Origin of the sequence: Citrobacter sp. Cpo032 (genome assembly GCF_030332975.1) — a bacterium.
Lineage (GTDB): Bacteria > Pseudomonadota > Gammaproteobacteria > Enterobacterales > Enterobacteriaceae > Citrobacter > Citrobacter portucalensis.
Genome location: NZ_JAOWGU010000045.1, coordinates 37,428 through 51,242, shown reverse-complemented (window position 1 = coordinate 51,242; position 13,815 = coordinate 37,428). Strand labels below are relative to the sequence as shown.

Genomic DNA, 13,815 nt, shown 5'->3' with positions numbered 1-13,815 from the left:
ATGGAAGATTTAACTCTGCGTTATTATGACGCGGAAATGCGTTATTTAAGGGAAGCGGCAAAAGAGTTTGCGCAGGCGCATCCGGATCGTGCAGCGATGCTGGATCTGGATAAAGCCGGCATCCCCGATCCCTATGTGGAACGGTTATTTGAAGGTTTTGCATTTTCGATGGGGCGATTGCGCGCCAAAATAGACGATCATCTCCCTGAATTTACCGAAGGGTTGATGAGTCTGCTGTGGCCACATTATTTACGTACCATTCCCTCCTTAAGTATTGTCGAGCTTTTACCTGATATTGATGTGCTGAAAATGAGCGAGCGGATTAACGCGAGGTTTGGCGTATTGTCACAGCCTGTTGGCCCTAAAAAAACGGTATGTCAGTATCGTACTACCCAGCCCGTTACGCTCAATCCGCTGTCTATCGCGGCAGTGAAAATCGATGCCGAACCTGATGGGCGCTCGGTTATCCGTATGCGAATAAAGTGCAATCCACAGATGGACTGGTCGCAAACCGATCTGACGCGTCTCAGCCTTTACCTCAGCGGTGACGCGCCGGTAACCCACGCGCTGCACCTTGCTTTGACAAAGCGTCTGGCTTCTCTTTATTTGAGACTCCCCAACAGCGTAGAACGTATTCGACTGGAGGGTTTCTTTTCCCCGGGTGGATTTGCCGATGAAGACAGTTTGTGGCCAAAAGGCGATACGGCGTTTGGCGGCTGGCAATTATTGCTTGAGTATTTTACGTTCCGCGAAAAGTTTATGTTTGTCCATCTTAACGGTCTGGAAAAAATATCGTTTCCTGAGGGTATAGACTGCTTTGAAATAGAAGCGGTACTGACTCAACAGTGGGATTCTGAGCTTCCTGTGCGGAGTGAAAACATTCGTCTTCATTGTGTTCCGGTTATTAATCTTTTCACTATCGAAGCCGATCCGCTGGTAGTTAATGGTCTGGAAAGCGAATATTTGCTGCGTCCGCGAAGGTTGCAAGATGGCCACACGGAAATTTATGCAGTCGATGCGGTTTCAGGATCACAGCGAACGCGTAACGCCGTTTATGCCCCTTTCACCAGTTTTCGCCACAAGGGAGGCATGATGCGCCGAAACGCACCCGAGCGTTATTACCATACTCGTGTCAGACGCGGCGTATCCGGGTTGTATGATACATGGCTGATCCTCGGCGGAGATGCCTGGGAGCGGGATCGCCTTGCTGAGTATGAAACCTTGTCTTTGAAAGTGACCGGAACAAACGGTCAGCTACCGCGGCGAGCTTTGCAAAGTACATTGCTCAATCGTTGTGAGCAGATCCTCCAGACGCCGCTTGCCGTGCGCAATCTGTCTAAACCGACACTACCTGCTTACCCTCCCGCTGAGGATCGTTTTCACTGGCGAGTGTTGAGTCACCTGGGATCCAGCTTTCTGAATATGATGGCCAGCGCTGAAGTGCTCAAAGGAACGTTGTCTCTCTATAACTGGCAGGATGATGAACTTAATTATCGTCGTCTGGATGCGATCATGGATGTTCAACAACATGAAATACAGCGCTTTGAAAAAGGATTTCTACTCCGTGGTGTGGACATCGAAGTAACGCTTGATGAAAACGGATTTACAGGCGAAGGCGATATTCATCTGTTTGGTGAAATGCTTAACCGCTTTTTTGCATTGTATGCGGATATTCATTTGTTTAATCAGCTTACTTTAATCATACAGCCGGCAGGGAAAAGCTTGCGATGGAAAGAGAATCACAATCAGCGACTACCCGGTTGCTAACGAGCCTTGGCGAACACCTGCCCCGTACTAATTTTTATCGTTTCTGTCAGTTGCTGGAACAGTGGGATCCACAAGCGCCCTGTCCCGGAAGCCAACAAAGCCCACGTTTCGATACTATTCGTTTTCGCCCTCATCCGGGGATGGGATTCCCGGCGGGTGAACTAAAAAGTGCAGAATATGATCCGCAGCAACCCACACTTCCACCAACGGTTCGTGTCACTTTTATGGGGCTGTATGGCGTGGAATCGCCGCTGCCGACAACCTATCAGGATGATATTGCCCAGCGTCAGGAAGGTGCGGACGTTGCCGCTGAGTTTCTGGATATTTTTAACCATCGCTTAATTACGCAGTTTTATCGAATCTGGCGTAAATACAGCTATCCAGCGACTTTTCGCTCAGGCGCGACAGATGAGACTTCACAATATTTGCTGGGGTTGACTGGGCTGGGAATTCAGGGGTGCGCCACACAAACAGCTACCCCGATATCGCGCTTTTTGGCGCTGCTGGGAATAATGAGAATGCCAACGCGTACGGCAGAAGGTATATCCGCGCTGGTTTCTTTATTATCGCCAACAACAAATACCACCGTGACCCCTCATGATAAACGCTTAATCCTGCTGGATAAGGCGTTAAAAATGAGTGTGCGGCAACCCGTTAGCCTCCATTCTCGTCCGGTGATGGGACGTAGCGCCGTAGATATTAACAGTCAGGTGCTAATTACGCTTACAACGGACGTTCCCGATGAAGCTCGCGAATGGTTACCGGGTGGCCAGCTTTACCATGATTTTCTCGCGCTGATGCACGTTTATTTAGGTGCCAGAGTGAATGCGAGGCTGCAATTACGCATTCCTCGATCGGTGCTTCCGGATGCTCATCTTACCAGTAATAAAAGCGAGCACGCAGTTCAGCTTGGCCGCACGGCTGTGATGCGTCTGGATAATCCGGAAGATAAGAATCAATTTATAACAATTAAGCTTGGGCTTTGGCAGAGCCTTACTCAACATGTTCAACGGAGGGAAGCCGATGAGACTGGCGATTATCGCTATTAATTTTGCCGTAATAACCGGAATGGTCAGTTTAGTTACTGGGTGTGGTCTGACACAAAAAGTATCTGAAGGTACCGTGTCATTAACGAAGTCGATTTTTTATAAGGAAATTAAAACCCTGCATTTGGATCTTTCCGCTAGAGAAGCCGCAAATAAAAATGCGCAGGGCATAGCGCTTTCGACGGTCGTGCGTATTTACCAACTCAAAGATCGAAAAGCATTTGACTCGGCTAATTATCAGTCCTTATTTGCGCAAGATAGTACGGTGGCGAAAGCAGATTTATTGGCTCAGAGAGATGTTCGGGTACGACCTGGTGAAAGCGTAACTGTCGATATTCCATTCGAAAACGAAGCGCAATATGTTGCCGTGGCGGGAATGTTTATTTCTCCCGATCAGTCTGAAGATTCATGGCGTGTGGTATTACGTCGTGAAGATCTCGATCCTGATAAGGCGCGAGTGATTGAATTAAATTCTCAGGCTCTGGTTCTCCTGATGCCGGAGGATGAGTAATGATTAAACAGCCTTCTCTTTATGACATCTTGCTGGGTAATTTTTCCGGTGGTTTTCCTTTGCACGCAGTCAGCGAAAATACGCAGGTCATCTTGTCCGTCCTCGATAATATGCAGCGCATTTTGAATACTCGTGCCGGTAGCCTCAAACATTTACCCGATTATGGTCTGCCGGATATGACCAAAATCCTCCAGGGTATGCCGGGAACAGCACATCAGCTTATCAGCACGCTTTCTCAGGTTTTGTTGAAGTATGAACCGCGACTAAAAGACATTCAGGTAACGATGCAGGAGCAGGAAATGCCGGGGCATTTGCGTTATTCCATTGATGCGGAACTTCATGATCTTGGCATTGTGCGCTATGGCACTGATTTTACCCCTGAGGGGCGGGTTCTTATTCGTCATCTTAAGAAGCAGGGGTGGCTTGAGACGGGAGTGTACTGACATGGAAAAGAATCGCATCAGCACCGGCGGCGATCCGCGTGCTTTCACGGAGTTTGGTCAGTTACGCGATGAAATCAGCAAGCTGACTCACCCCGCACGCCCGGACGTTGACTGGCAAAAAGTGGAACAGTTAAGCCTGGCGCTGTTTCGTCATAACGGAGTCGAACTGCAAACACTGGCCTGGTATACCGTCGCCAGAATTCGTAGCGCAGGTCTGGCTGGGCTGGCCGAAAGCGCTGAACTGCTGGAGGCATTACTGACGCATCACTGGAGCGTAATATGGCCGCAGCAAACCCATGCCCGCGTTGAAATATTGGCATGGCTGTCAGCTCGTTTACAGCAAGAATTACGCACGCTAACGTTGTCATATGCAGATTTATCGATGGTGTATCGGGTTGAGCAGAGTCTGAAACATGTCTGTGAGGTGCTGCAACGCCTTGAGTTAAAATCGTTAAGTAAACTAGACGCTGTCGTTACCTGGATGCATAACGCAGCTTTACGCCTGGAGAAGTCTGAAGCGGATTCGGGATCCACCTCTGTGATGATACCGGCTTCAGTTACGACTAATCACGCTGAGACGTCTTTGCCACAGTTGGTCTTTGTGGTTAATGAGGCATCGTCGCCCGATCAATCAAGCGCAGCGGAGTTTGCTACTCAAAGCGTTCATCGACCCCGGCGAATGTGGGTGGGATTCACCATCGGTGTCATGGTTACGGCAGTGGTGAGTACAGGCGCTTTTCTTGGTATCAGCCCTATGTGGGCCGACAGATTTGAACTGGTTCAGCCATTGCCACGGGGGCTGACACCTGAACAATTGTCCACATTGAAACATTCCTCAGATTTGAAGGAGAAGAAACAGGAATTAATCGCCGCAACGCAAGGGCAATTGGACGTTTTACATCACCTGTCGCCTTTGTGGTCAAGAGAATATGCCGCATCATTAGCACAGCAGTTAGTCACCCTGTGGCCGGAAGAATCGCAGACTACGGTATTCGCCAGTGGATTACAGAAACAGTTAAACACGGAAGCGTTGCCGGAAAGTGCTCTGCAAAACTGGCATCATGCCCAGCAGGGGCTGGAGGCGTTAACTGCCCAGCTAAATTCGCTTGATGAACGTAAAGGTAAATATCTGACGGGTTCGGAGCTGAAATCAGCCATTTTCACTATCCGCCGCCAGCTTGACCAATCGCCGCCGACAGAAGAGTTATTGCGTCAAATTGATGAGGAGTTAAAAAAGCAGGGAAGTGTATCACCCGCTTTGTATCAGCAACTCGATATGCGGATTAATCAGCTTCTTAATCGTTATGCGCTGTTGAAACAAAGTTCGGTGAGGAGAGAATAGTGATTATTCGCCAAAAGCAAAAACCCGCCTTTTGGGCGGGTTCTTTAAATGAGTGCTGCCTGGACTCGGACTAACGCTGTAAGCGTTGAACAGCGCGCTTGTCGCGCTGGCCCCGAAGGGGTGAGCCGCTGGCGGCGAATAATCGAACGAAGTTCGATGAAGAGTCCGTTTCGCCAAAAGCAAAAACCCGCCTTTTGGGCGGGTTCTTTAAATGAGTGGTGCCCGGACTCGGAATGGATTTTGTTTTGTAATTGCATTGATTAGAATGGTTTTTATCTTGTTCCATAAACGTTGAGGCCCCCATTAAGGCCCCCTTCTGCAAAGGGTCAAAATTTGATGGTTGAACAGGAACTTTTACATCCATCTGAATACTATTTGATGGCAAGGTATAGTGATCTACTACGGAATCGCAGTGAGCACCATCCATGTTTGAAAATGATACCATAATTTGGTTCCTTACTGTTTAGTGGGCAACGCCCCTGGATAGTGTTTCGCGATAATGTCGTTCAGCTTATCGACCAGCTCCGATCGCCTGAACGTGATATGGACAGTTCCCTTCTGAAAATACTTAATCACAGACATCTCATCCTCATAACGGGTGCTATGCCTGTTCTCATGGATATGGTCGCTTAACCGGCGCGTGACGTCGGCGCGATTGTCGGGGATGGCCTTCCCATCCAGCAGCATCAGCATGCGCTCAAGGTCCGTTAACCGGTCACGCTGCCAGCCCCAGTTCAGACCAAATCCCCACCGGTCATATTTGACAAGCCCCGTCACGATGATTTTCCCGCCAAACCTACAGGGGCTGTTTGTCTTAAAATTCCAGCTCAGACCTTTAAACACGTTAATCACACCTCGTTCAAACACCTCACCTTTATTCAGATGCAGTTGTTCGAATGTGTTGAGAATATTCTCTTCACTGATAGCCGGAATATCGTCTTTCTCCAGGCTGTTGTACCACTCGTCGCGGACCTGTGCGTCCATGAGCGCCAGCATTCCCGAGCGTTGCATCAGATCCCGCCATATACCACGATCGATATTGCGAGTAATGGCTTTCATGGCCGTATCAGTATCCTCCATCAGCCAGCAGTCGTAGCTGTATTGCCGCATTCCCTATTCATTCGCTTTACCACCGCCGATGCTGCGGGTCAGCGTCGAGATATCGTCAAGTTGTTGTATCAGCGTTTCAATCTGTGCAATCGCGAAATTACGTCCGGTGATGATGCGCTCAATACTGGTAGAACAAATCACATCGGTATGGCCGGTTAACACTTCAGGTTCGGTGAGGGTAAGATCTGACATTTTAATTTCCTTTATATAAAGCAAAGCGCCAGCCGGTAAGGGCTGGGGCTTATAGGTGTGTGGTGAGTATGGTTCGGTGGCTAACAGGTTCTGGTCTGTTGCAGAAGCTGAAGATGGCGGAGATTACGAACATCGTTTCGCGCCTGCTCAATCCAGGGCAACAGCACTGCTGAATCCGTCTTGTCTTCGTCGTTGTCGAAAATAATGCCGGTGTTGCAACTGATGTTGTCCTGCAGCCAGCCAATCAGAATGTTGAGAGCCACTTCGGTGGTTAATTCCGGCATGTAAAAACCTTGTGGTGATTGAGGTGGGGTTACCAGTCAAAGGTTGTAAAACTTGGTAGCACTTCGCCAAAGGCATCCAGATGAACAATGCCAGCGGCGTAGCGACGCATAAGCGTCACTAATAACCGACGGCAGGCTTTTGACAGACCGAGGCGTTTGAGGCGTAAGACCGGAAACGACCACGCGCCCAGGTGGAGCAGATAACCCGAGCCGGTATAACTAATCCATTCAGACTCGCCAAAGTCTTCATGCTGGTGTGAAAGGGTAAACAGCAGAGCATTGTCTTCCGCCGTGATATGTGCAGTGCTGCACTGAATGCCGTTCAGGCGGGCAACGGGCGGAATTGGATCTTCAACAATCAATTTCCCCGGTTCGTCAGCAACGAGAAGCGAATAACCGTTCTGGTTCACCACATTGATCAGGTCGGTCAGTTCAATACCGTCAATGTCTACGACGATCCGGCCCATGTTGAGGGCCAGTACGTTGATGGCATCGGCTTCCACCGTCAGGGACAGCTTCATGGTTGCACCTCACGGTATTTGCCGGTGGTGATGTCGGTAACGGCCCTGTAGCTATGACGGGTCATCAGCCCGGTGGCTTTGCGGGCGCGGAGAATATCGATACTGGTGAGAAGCGGCGACTGAGTTTCCGCGTTAAAACCGCGACGATCAGTGCGTACCAGGTCGTATTTCTCCACGATGAAATTCACCGCGTCGCACAGTGAGATACCGGCATCGATATGCTCTTGGATCACACCATCTTTGCCAAATGGCGTGTCGTTGAGCGTCAGACCGTAGTGACGGTCCAGCAGGTGACTCAGGAGGCGCTGCCAGATCGCCACGGGTGACGGGCGTGGCGAAACCTCCCGTTTCGGAGGAACAGGTTGTGTTTGCATAATGGAAACCTTTACTGGTGAGTTAAACGAAGGAAAACTGCCGGGAGGTTTATTCTGTTGTTGCAGGTGTCGGGTAAATTGCGAGATAGACGTACCCGTGCGAGCCGAGGCTGTCGGCCTCGCATATCAGCCCTTTTGCATACAGCGTGACGCAGTGCTGATGACGGGGATTCAGCTCACCGGAAAGCAGCATCAGCTCCAGTTGCTTCAGCAGTAGCGGGAATGCCTGGTCGAGATGGCGTAAATCCGCGTCGCTGAAGGTGCCGGTGATGCTGGCGCGGTCGTTCAGGTAATGCAGCCGGTTGCCCTCCTGCACCAGACGTGCGCCAAAACAGGGGGTGATATCGCGTTTAAGCCCCCACCAAGGGGCGGCGATATCGTGGTTTACAGGCGGTATTGTATTCGACAATTTTAGCCTTCCTTAAACGTGAATTAATTCAGCGTAACGCTGCGTAATACGACGTACGGGCCGTTGCGGTCCTGACGGTGTTCTGCGAAGACGGCGAGCACGCCGCTGATATCCTGCACTTCCCGACCTGCGTAGTGGCAGATGCTGCCGGACCATGTGTATTTGCCGGCACAGAAGCGAAACAACCGGGACTGCGGATGCTGGCGGTATATCGCCATCGCCTGGCGTTTGCTGATGATTTTCATCGTTATTCTCTCCTTAAAGCCACCCTCTCTCAGCAAACGAGACGATCTCCATGCCGCCCACCACCAGGTGATCAAGCAGTCGGATATCAACCAGCTCCAGCGCCTGCTGAATACGCGTAGTGACCTGACGATCTGCATTGCTGGGTTCGGCAAGGCCTGACGGGTGGCAATGCGCCACAATGACAGCGGCACAGTTATGCTTCAGACCGGCCTTAACCACCTCGCGGGGATGGACCTGCGTATGATTGATGGTGCCGGTGAAGAGCGTTTCGTGGGCTATCAGACGATGCTGGTTATCGAGGAAGAGTACAGTGAATACTTCACGCTCCAGTGAGGCGAGTTGCAGACGCAGCCAGTCACGAACGGCGGTGGTGGAGGTAAAGGAGGCGCCGGGCTCGCGTAACTGGCGTTCCAGCAGGGTCAGCGCACGTCGGATAGTGCGCTGTGCGGCGGGAGATATTCCCCCGCTGTCGGGGGGGCAAGGGGTTATATTCATTGGCTTTTCCTTTATGTTGACCCGTCCGGGATTGATGTGTTGTACAGTTTCACGGCAACGACGAACTCGTCGTGCTGGGATTCAAACCATGACCAGATAGGGAAGAGAGAGGTGCCCGTCAGAAAATGCAGGAAGAGTTCGTCGGTCACAACGTCTCCGTCCTCATCCCTGACCGTTATTTTCCCCAGCGCATCCCACAGGGTATTCAGGTGAGACAGTTCATACGACATGGCGGGATGCTCAGTCGATGATGTGCATGATGGCGCTGCATTCCGGGTGACTGAGCGCGTAATCCCGCAGGCGGTAGTAGTGCTCCGTCATGGCATCGCATTCGGTGCGCATGGCATGGTGGCTGTAAGTCATCAGACAGACGGCAATCCCCGCAGCGTCGGCACTGAGTTCACCGCCGTTGCCGTTCATAGTGTTGAACAGCGACCACGGTTCATTGTTCTCCGCTTCCGGGGCCATAAACGCACCACCGTTGCTGAGCGTATAAAAATTCCAGATACCGCCGTTGTAGTCGGCGCAGAAACGGTCCATCCACGCGAAGACCGTCGGCTCAAGGATTATCCACTGCGGTATGCTGCCGAAGTACTGCGGCCAAAAGCCGATGCGCTGCTCGTCCTGTACGAGGGTGGCGGTCAGCGCTGGCGCAGAACCGGCAGGTTGTGGCGGTAACGGAAGGGTATCGTGAAGGTTAATAATGTCGGTCATGTTAGTTTTTCCTTGTTTATTTATCGGGTTGGGGATGCTGGTTCAGCAGGAGTGACGGGCAGGACTGCGCATAGCCATCTTCATCGCACCGTGAGGGCCAGATGCTGTCAGATACAGACAGTCGGCACAGGCTGAGCTCGCCGGGACGGTAGCAAAGATGTCTGCACCAGGCGCAGAGGTCATCGTCGGAGATGGAACGGCAGCCGGACTGGTTTTGCAGGGAAACGGGCCAGACAGCCGTCAGACGGGTATTTGCAGGAATGTGCTGCATCAGCTCAGTGCCTGCTGCAGTTCTTCGGCCATCACCCAGAGCGCGCGGTTGAGTTTGATATCCCCGTCGATACCGTTAACCGCACGAGTGTGGGTACGTTTACCCTGTGCGGTGCGTCCGCTCAGCCCGCCTTTCAGCAACGATTCCTGAATGCGGTTATAAACGGTCCACAGGTCGTCCTGATGGTCCTCATACCGTCGCGGTGTCAGTATCTGCGCTGCGGTCACCGGCTGATATTCTTCACCAAAGCGGTATGTCAGTGCGGCGTTCGCCAGGGCATGTTGCGCGGGTGCTGGTAGTCGAAGTGACTGCATGGCCTCGCGCTTTTCTTCCACCCGATCAAAGACACCGAGCACTTCATAAGCCCCCTCAATCACTTTCCCGGCCACATCGCCACGATGCGGTACACGAATTTCACCGAACGACTGTCCGCAGACGAGCCCGTTGGTGCAGATGGCTCTGAACAGCCCCGGCAGCATCTGGTATGAGCTGCTACCATCGTGCGAGTTAAGCAAAATGATTTCGGGAACCTGCTGGCCGGTTATCTGACCGGTACGACGCAGGCGCAGCAGATGTTTGGTGTGCTCCCGGCGGTCAGGGTCGCGTACGCGTGACTGGCAGGCGAAGAAGGGTTCAAAGCCTTCGCGTTGAAGATTTTCGAGCAGAGTAATGGTGGGTATGTAAGCGTATTTTTCGCTCCTGGAACCGTGGCGATCTGCACTGAATACGCTGGGAACGACCTGCATCAGTTCTTCGCGGGTTAACGGACGATCGCGACGGATCTGGTTTGTCCGTCCAAAGCGGCTGGCTAGTCTCATGGTAAATTCCTTATTGTTGATTTAACGGCATAAACAAAACAGCCATGCTCCTGTGGGAGCATGGCTTTTTTGTGTGGTCGCTATTGGGTTAAGCTGTGGTGTGTCAGTGTTTGGGGATCCCGTGGCTGAGCAGATAGCGGTTAAGCCATTCCCCGGCACTGGCTTCAAAATTCCAGGCCCGCCAGATTAACGTCCCCTCGCTGTCGCGAATAACCAGCCGAAAGTGCGTACCCTGGTCATCTTCTATAGTGACGTTGTGGTAAAGCGTGACCACGGCTTCAGCCTGTCGGCGGGTGAATTGCCCTGGCGGTAACGACGTATCGTCAGTGACTTGCATATTCAGTTCCTGATGAATGGCATAAAACAAAATGCCCCGCTCAGTGAGCAGGGCATCAGTGGGTTAAGTGTGTGGCAATAAGCTGCAGTATCTGTTCCATGAGCGCTGTGATTAAGGCACCTGCGAGCAGGGTTGCCGCCTGTCTGGCGATGTAAATACTGTCTTCGTCATAGCCTTCTTCGCGGAAGTGGTCTTCCACAAACTGCTGCGCCCGGCTGCTGGCGCACCACGTCAGCACCTGACGCAGGGTGTTGAGCACGATTTTCAGTAATGTCATTGGGTCAAATCTCAGAGGGGGGATCCGGATGAATCTGGGGCACACAGGAATGCCCCGGCCGGATAATAAGAGGAGAGCTGCGTTACTGCGGTGACGGAGACTCCGGCGGCACAGGGGCCTGACCATGAATAATGCGGTGCTTCGCCAGTGCCTGCGGCATATCGTTGATGCAGTATGTAATGTAGAAGACGTTGAGCACCACGGTATAAAACGCATTCATCTTCAGGTCAAACCGGAAGGTGTTCAGCGCATAGTGTCGCAGTGCTGCTCTGGCCTTAAAGGCCCAGACGATGTACATCACGCCGCAGGTGAGCGACAGAATGCCGCTTAAGGCCAACAGTGTATCGCTGCCCGTGTAGTAGCCCGCCAGGTCCGGTGAGGCCATCACGCCGAACTGTCGTCCGAGCCCAAAACAGACGGCGAGCCAGATGATAAACAGATTGCCGCAAACCGGATATCCGGTGGTGTCGCTGATAATCTGCTGTTTTCGGTACAGCCACAGTAACGGCCAGATGCCGCAGGTGGCGACGGTGAGTAGAACAAAATGCAGGGTTGGCGTCGTCAGTCGCTGGCTGAGTGTCGAAATGTCGGTCATATCGTATTGTCCTTGATTGATTTTGCTGTAAACCGGGGATGCGCCGGGTTACCCGGCGGTCAGTGTCGTGCATTCGGGCATATCAGCCAGAACCTTGTGAACGTTTCCAGCCGAAGGGGTAAAGTGCCCCACCTGTTTGTCGTTGACGTAAATCTCAAACGACGTTGCTTTTCTGATGGCATCAATGAACGACAGCCAGGCGTTGTCGCCGTTACGCCAGCCCAGAGAGGACGGCAGGGGGAACGTCTGGTCATCCGTGACGACGGTGATGGCGGTTTTCTCATCCTGTGAATCGGCACCGCTGCCGTCAGGCAGGGTGAGCATGACGTGATGCTGCAGGATATTCTGGTCGTCAGGGTTGCCGGTGCAGTTCAGGTTCATCATCACGTTTTCCGGGCTGGTGATGATGTACTCGGTGACGCCCATACCGAAGCCACTGCTCCACATATTGGGGACCGCCTGTGCCGTGATGGCAAAGGTCAGTAATCCTGCTGACAGGATGGCGTGCATGAATCGCATGGTATTTTTCCTTCTCAGTCAAAAATGTTGTTGGGGGGCAGCCGTGTTACATGAGTTGTTTACCCACGACGATAAGTCCGGCCAGCCAGCCGATATACTGTGGGCCCACAAGCCAGAACAGACGGGCCTTGAGTAATCCGGTCATTCCTTCGCGGGTGTATACCGCATCCGGCATCAGCCATTGTCGAAGAGCAGCACCGACCGTCATACCGGCTCCGGGCCCAAGCGTCATCCAGAACAGATATTCCATTCCCTGACCAAAACTGCGTATCTCGCCGGTACTCCCGAACACGTTAAACAGCACGACCACAAGCGCGATGGCGAAGGCAATCGCGAAATATTTAATGACAAGCGCCATGTTCAGATTTCCTTATTTTCTGCACTGCTGAGCAGCGCTCAGCATGTTGTCCATGAAGCGCGGGGGGACATAACCGTATTGCTGGTTCATTTTCTCCAGCTCCCCGTGCGTATATTTCGTTTTGAGGTCATCCCGGATACATCCGCAGACGGCGGTAGTACCGCCGCCTGATTTGCATCCCCGGATAAACTCGCGTTCATTTTTGTCGCCACAGCCGCTCAGGGTTACGGCAGACAACATCAGGGTGAAGAGCAGCAGAGGGCCTTCGACAGGTTTCACGATTTGACTCCTTTGGGTCTGGATGGATGTTCAGGGTGTTGTTCCCTGAAGGTGTGAATGACATCACTGATAAAGCGAAAGTGGGGCAGTGCGCTGATAAATCCCTCTTCAGTAATGAGCGAACTGATTTCGCTCCGGCGACGGAAGGTTTGCTCTGAGAGTGAGGCCGAGATAATGTCTTCCAGCCGGAACACCCGAAGGCTCCCCCGGCAACAGACGACCAGATACCAGTGCTGATGCCGGTAAATCAGGCGGTAAGGCTCCTGCTCATCGTGACGGACACCGCCGACCAGCAGACTGACCACCCGGTGATGACAAATGGCTTCGGCCAGACGATGAAAACTGTCAGCCTGTGTCCATGCTGGCGGTAAGTCGTGCCAGATAAAGCAGGGTGAGGTGCCCGTTTCATTCATCAGCAGGTGCATCAGTTGCCGGTTCTGCGACGGGATAATGCGTGCGATACCGGTACTGCGGGCAAAGGAAACGGCCCCCGGAGAGTGATCACGCGTGGCGCTCTCACTGAGCCGATACGTGCCGTTCTCCCCGATAATGTCGAGGTGGACCAGCCGTTGATGTAAGTCACGACGCAGGGTGCGTATCGATACACCAAACTCACCGGACAGTGTCTGAAGGGTCAGCGTTTCTCCGGCCATTAACCGGCTGATAATGACCGACAATCTGACGGCCAGCCGGTCGTAGCGGGCCTCTTCATCGGGTCGTTGCATGGACGCTCCGTGTGCGATAAATAGGTTGATATTTCATGCGGTTATTATGCGGGCGGGGAGGGACACGTTATGTCCATCCCCCGTAATGGCGGAAAAGAAAAAGTAAAATTCATCTTTCAGTAAACAGGAGAATTAACAAAGGGTTAGTGCCAGGTAGCTGAAATGACGACAGCATGCTGACA

23 protein-coding genes and 1 pseudogene are annotated in these 13,815 nt (G+C 52.3%); 5 read left to right on the top strand and 19 right to left on the bottom strand.

What is annotated here, in order from left to right; genetic code table 11:
• From tssF to OGY33_RS13755, 5 genes are read left to right on the top strand one after another with little or no spacing between them, the layout of a single operon-like run.
• Positions 1-1,767: a type VI secretion system baseplate subunit TssF gene (tssF, locus tag OGY33_RS13775; RefSeq protein WP_191238131.1), complete on the top strand. Its 1,767-nt coding sequence runs from the start codon at positions 1-3 to the stop codon at positions 1,765-1,767.
• The gene (tssG, locus tag OGY33_RS13770) at positions 1,728-2,816 is read left to right on the top strand and encodes a type VI secretion system baseplate subunit TssG (protein ID WP_191238132.1); all 1,089 of its coding nucleotides are present in this window, start codon (positions 1,728-1,730) and stop codon (positions 2,814-2,816) included. The genes tssF and tssG overlap by 40 nt, the downstream gene beginning before the upstream one ends.
• The gene (gene tssJ, locus OGY33_RS13765) at positions 2,791-3,324 is read left to right on the top strand and encodes a type VI secretion system lipoprotein TssJ (protein WP_137377731.1); all 534 of its coding nucleotides are present in this window, start codon (positions 2,791-2,793) and stop codon (positions 3,322-3,324) included. The genes tssG and tssJ overlap by 26 nt, the downstream gene beginning before the upstream one ends.
• Positions 3,324-3,767, top strand: coding sequence for a type VI secretion system baseplate subunit TssE (gene tssE, locus OGY33_RS13760; RefSeq protein WP_003825386.1), 444 nt, complete (start codon positions 3,324-3,326; stop codon positions 3,765-3,767). Before tssJ ends, tssE begins: the two co-directional genes overlap by 1 nt.
• 1 nt (position 3,768) lies before the next feature.
• A complete protein-coding gene (locus OGY33_RS13755; RefSeq protein ID WP_191238133.1) occupies positions 3,769-5,109 on the top strand; it encodes a VasL domain-containing protein in 1,341 nt (446 codons plus the stop codon).
• A 70-nt stretch (positions 5,110-5,179) separates the two neighbouring features.
• On the opposite strand, the gene OGY33_RS13750 is transcribed toward OGY33_RS13755, so the two are convergent.
• The 19 genes and pseudogenes from OGY33_RS13750 to OGY33_RS13660 all read right to left on the bottom strand — a co-directional run bounded on the left by OGY33_RS13750 (position 5,180) and on the right by OGY33_RS13660 (position 13,633).
• On the bottom strand, positions 5,180-5,554 hold the full coding sequence (locus tag OGY33_RS13750; RefSeq protein ID WP_191238134.1) for a hypothetical protein: 375 nt from the start codon (positions 5,552-5,554) through the stop codon (positions 5,180-5,182).
• A gap of 11 nt (positions 5,555-5,565) precedes the next feature.
• Positions 5,566-6,411: pseudogene (locus OGY33_RS13745) on the bottom strand (DUF4942 domain-containing protein).
• An 80-nt stretch (positions 6,412-6,491) separates the two neighbouring features.
• Entirely contained in the window at positions 6,492-6,695 is a 204-nt protein-coding gene (locus OGY33_RS13740) for a DUF957 domain-containing protein (protein WP_009652505.1), read from the bottom strand.
• Positions 6,696-6,724: 29 nt separating this feature from the next.
• Positions 6,725-7,216, bottom strand: coding sequence for a DUF5983 family protein (locus OGY33_RS13735; protein ID WP_009652438.1), 492 nt, complete (start codon positions 7,214-7,216; stop codon positions 6,725-6,727).
• Positions 7,213-7,590, bottom strand: a complete 378-nt coding sequence (locus tag OGY33_RS13730) for a TA system toxin CbtA family protein (RefSeq protein WP_016154457.1) — start codon at positions 7,588-7,590, stop codon at positions 7,213-7,215. The genes OGY33_RS13735 and OGY33_RS13730 overlap by 4 nt, the downstream gene beginning before the upstream one ends.
• 49 nt (positions 7,591-7,639) lie before the next feature.
• Positions 7,640-7,999, bottom strand: coding sequence for a type IV toxin-antitoxin system YeeU family antitoxin (locus OGY33_RS13725; RefSeq protein ID WP_009652436.1), 360 nt, complete (start codon positions 7,997-7,999; stop codon positions 7,640-7,642).
• 23 nt (positions 8,000-8,022) lie between these two features.
• Complete coding sequence (locus OGY33_RS13720) at positions 8,023-8,244, bottom strand: DUF987 domain-containing protein (RefSeq protein WP_009652392.1); 222 nt, start codon at positions 8,242-8,244, stop codon at positions 8,023-8,025.
• Between the two features lie 13 nt (positions 8,245-8,257).
• The gene (gene radC, locus OGY33_RS13715; RefSeq protein ID WP_016154455.1) at positions 8,258-8,740 is read right to left on the bottom strand and encodes a RadC family protein; all 483 of its coding nucleotides are present in this window, start codon (positions 8,738-8,740) and stop codon (positions 8,258-8,260) included.
• Between the two features lie 11 nt (positions 8,741-8,751).
• Positions 8,752-8,970, bottom strand: coding sequence for a hypothetical protein (locus OGY33_RS13710; protein ID WP_009652503.1), 219 nt, complete (start codon positions 8,968-8,970; stop codon positions 8,752-8,754).
• 10 nt (positions 8,971-8,980) lie between these two features.
• The gene (locus OGY33_RS13705) at positions 8,981-9,454 is read right to left on the bottom strand and encodes an antirestriction protein (RefSeq protein WP_009652453.1); all 474 of its coding nucleotides are present in this window, start codon (positions 9,452-9,454) and stop codon (positions 8,981-8,983) included.
• Between the two features lie 16 nt (positions 9,455-9,470).
• Positions 9,471-9,725 carry a hypothetical protein gene (locus OGY33_RS13700; RefSeq protein WP_009652519.1) on the bottom strand — a complete coding sequence of 85 codons (255 nt, stop codon included), beginning with the start codon at positions 9,723-9,725 and terminating at the stop codon, positions 9,471-9,473.
• Complete coding sequence (locus OGY33_RS13695; RefSeq protein ID WP_009652424.1) at positions 9,725-10,543, bottom strand: DUF932 domain-containing protein; 819 nt, start codon at positions 10,541-10,543, stop codon at positions 9,725-9,727. The genes OGY33_RS13700 and OGY33_RS13695 overlap by 1 nt, the downstream gene beginning before the upstream one ends.
• A 103-nt stretch (positions 10,544-10,646) precedes the next feature.
• Positions 10,647-10,880 carry a DUF905 domain-containing protein gene (locus OGY33_RS13690; protein ID WP_009652474.1) on the bottom strand — a complete coding sequence of 78 codons (234 nt, stop codon included), beginning with the start codon at positions 10,878-10,880 and terminating at the stop codon, positions 10,647-10,649.
• A gap of 55 nt (positions 10,881-10,935) precedes the next feature.
• Positions 10,936-11,157 (bottom strand): hypothetical protein, encoded by a 222-nt coding sequence (locus OGY33_RS13685; protein ID WP_009652443.1) that lies wholly within the window; start codon positions 11,155-11,157, stop codon positions 10,936-10,938.
• Between the two features lie 82 nt (positions 11,158-11,239).
• The gene (locus OGY33_RS13680; RefSeq protein WP_009652395.1) at positions 11,240-11,752 is read right to left on the bottom strand and encodes a DUF4234 domain-containing protein; all 513 of its coding nucleotides are present in this window, start codon (positions 11,750-11,752) and stop codon (positions 11,240-11,242) included.
• Between the two features lie 48 nt (positions 11,753-11,800).
• On the bottom strand, positions 11,801-12,271 hold the full coding sequence (locus OGY33_RS13675; RefSeq protein WP_009652431.1) for a YfjT/YkfB family phage-associated protein: 471 nt from the start codon (positions 12,269-12,271) through the stop codon (positions 11,801-11,803).
• 46 nt (positions 12,272-12,317) lie between these two features.
• On the bottom strand, positions 12,318-12,629 hold the full coding sequence (locus OGY33_RS13670) for a hypothetical protein (protein ID WP_009652410.1): 312 nt from the start codon (positions 12,627-12,629) through the stop codon (positions 12,318-12,320).
• Positions 12,630-12,641: 12 nt separating this feature from the next.
• Complete coding sequence (locus tag OGY33_RS13665) at positions 12,642-12,908, bottom strand: hypothetical protein (RefSeq protein ID WP_009652486.1); 267 nt, start codon at positions 12,906-12,908, stop codon at positions 12,642-12,644.
• The gene (locus OGY33_RS13660) at positions 12,905-13,633 is read right to left on the bottom strand and encodes a helix-turn-helix transcriptional regulator (protein ID WP_009652433.1); all 729 of its coding nucleotides are present in this window, start codon (positions 13,631-13,633) and stop codon (positions 12,905-12,907) included. The genes OGY33_RS13665 and OGY33_RS13660 overlap by 4 nt, the downstream gene beginning before the upstream one ends.
• Between the last annotated feature and the right edge of the window lie 182 nt (positions 13,634-13,815).

Excerpts from the sequence above, each read along its gene's own strand:
- tssE (WP_003825386.1), top strand. The coding sequence starts at position 3,324 with ATGATTAAACAGCCTTCTCTTTATGACATCTTGCTGGGTAATTTTTCC.
- tssF (WP_191238131.1), top strand. The coding sequence starts at position 1 with ATGGAAGATTTAACTCTGCGTTATTATGACGCGGAAATGCGTTATTTA.
- OGY33_RS13735 (WP_009652438.1), bottom strand. The coding sequence starts at position 7,216 with ATGAAGCTGTCCCTGACGGTGGAAGCCGATGCCATCAACGTACTGGCC.
- OGY33_RS13705 (WP_009652453.1), bottom strand. The coding sequence starts at position 9,454 with ATGACCGACATTATTAACCTTCACGATACCCTTCCGTTACCGCCACAA.
- OGY33_RS13670 (WP_009652410.1), bottom strand. The coding sequence starts at position 12,629 with ATGGCGCTTGTCATTAAATATTTCGCGATTGCCTTCGCCATCGCGCTT.
- OGY33_RS13680 (WP_009652395.1), bottom strand. The coding sequence starts at position 11,752 with ATGACCGACATTTCGACACTCAGCCAGCGACTGACGACGCCAACCCTG.
- tssJ (WP_137377731.1), top strand. The coding sequence starts at position 2,791 with ATGAGACTGGCGATTATCGCTATTAATTTTGCCGTAATAACCGGAATG.
- OGY33_RS13675 (WP_009652431.1), bottom strand. The coding sequence starts at position 12,271 with ATGCGATTCATGCACGCCATCCTGTCAGCAGGATTACTGACCTTTGCC.
- OGY33_RS13720 (WP_009652392.1), bottom strand. The coding sequence starts at position 8,244 with ATGAAAATCATCAGCAAACGCCAGGCGATGGCGATATACCGCCAGCAT.
- tssG (WP_191238132.1), top strand. The coding sequence starts at position 1,728 with ATGGAAAGAGAATCACAATCAGCGACTACCCGGTTGCTAACGAGCCTT.
- OGY33_RS13700 (WP_009652519.1), bottom strand. The coding sequence starts at position 9,725 with ATGCAGCACATTCCTGCAAATACCCGTCTGACGGCTGTCTGGCCCGTT.
- OGY33_RS13695 (WP_009652424.1), bottom strand. The coding sequence starts at position 10,543 with ATGAGACTAGCCAGCCGCTTTGGACGGACAAACCAGATCCGTCGCGAT.
- OGY33_RS13710 (WP_009652503.1), bottom strand. The coding sequence starts at position 8,970 with ATGTCGTATGAACTGTCTCACCTGAATACCCTGTGGGATGCGCTGGGG.
- OGY33_RS13660 (WP_009652433.1), bottom strand. The coding sequence starts at position 13,633 with ATGCAACGACCCGATGAAGAGGCCCGCTACGACCGGCTGGCCGTCAGA.
- OGY33_RS13755 (WP_191238133.1), top strand. The coding sequence starts at position 3,769 with ATGGAAAAGAATCGCATCAGCACCGGCGGCGATCCGCGTGCTTTCACG.
- OGY33_RS13685 (WP_009652443.1), bottom strand. The coding sequence starts at position 11,157 with ATGACATTACTGAAAATCGTGCTCAACACCCTGCGTCAGGTGCTGACG.
- OGY33_RS13690 (WP_009652474.1), bottom strand. The coding sequence starts at position 10,880 with ATGCAAGTCACTGACGATACGTCGTTACCGCCAGGGCAATTCACCCGC.
- OGY33_RS13740 (WP_009652505.1), bottom strand. The coding sequence starts at position 6,695 with ATGCCGGAATTAACCACCGAAGTGGCTCTCAACATTCTGATTGGCTGG.
- OGY33_RS13750 (WP_191238134.1), bottom strand. The coding sequence starts at position 5,554 with ATGGTATCATTTTCAAACATGGATGGTGCTCACTGCGATTCCGTAGTA.
- OGY33_RS13730 (WP_016154457.1), bottom strand. The coding sequence starts at position 7,590 with ATGCAAACACAACCTGTTCCTCCGAAACGGGAGGTTTCGCCACGCCCG.
- radC (WP_016154455.1), bottom strand. The coding sequence starts at position 8,740 with ATGAATATAACCCCTTGCCCCCCCGACAGCGGGGGAATATCTCCCGCC.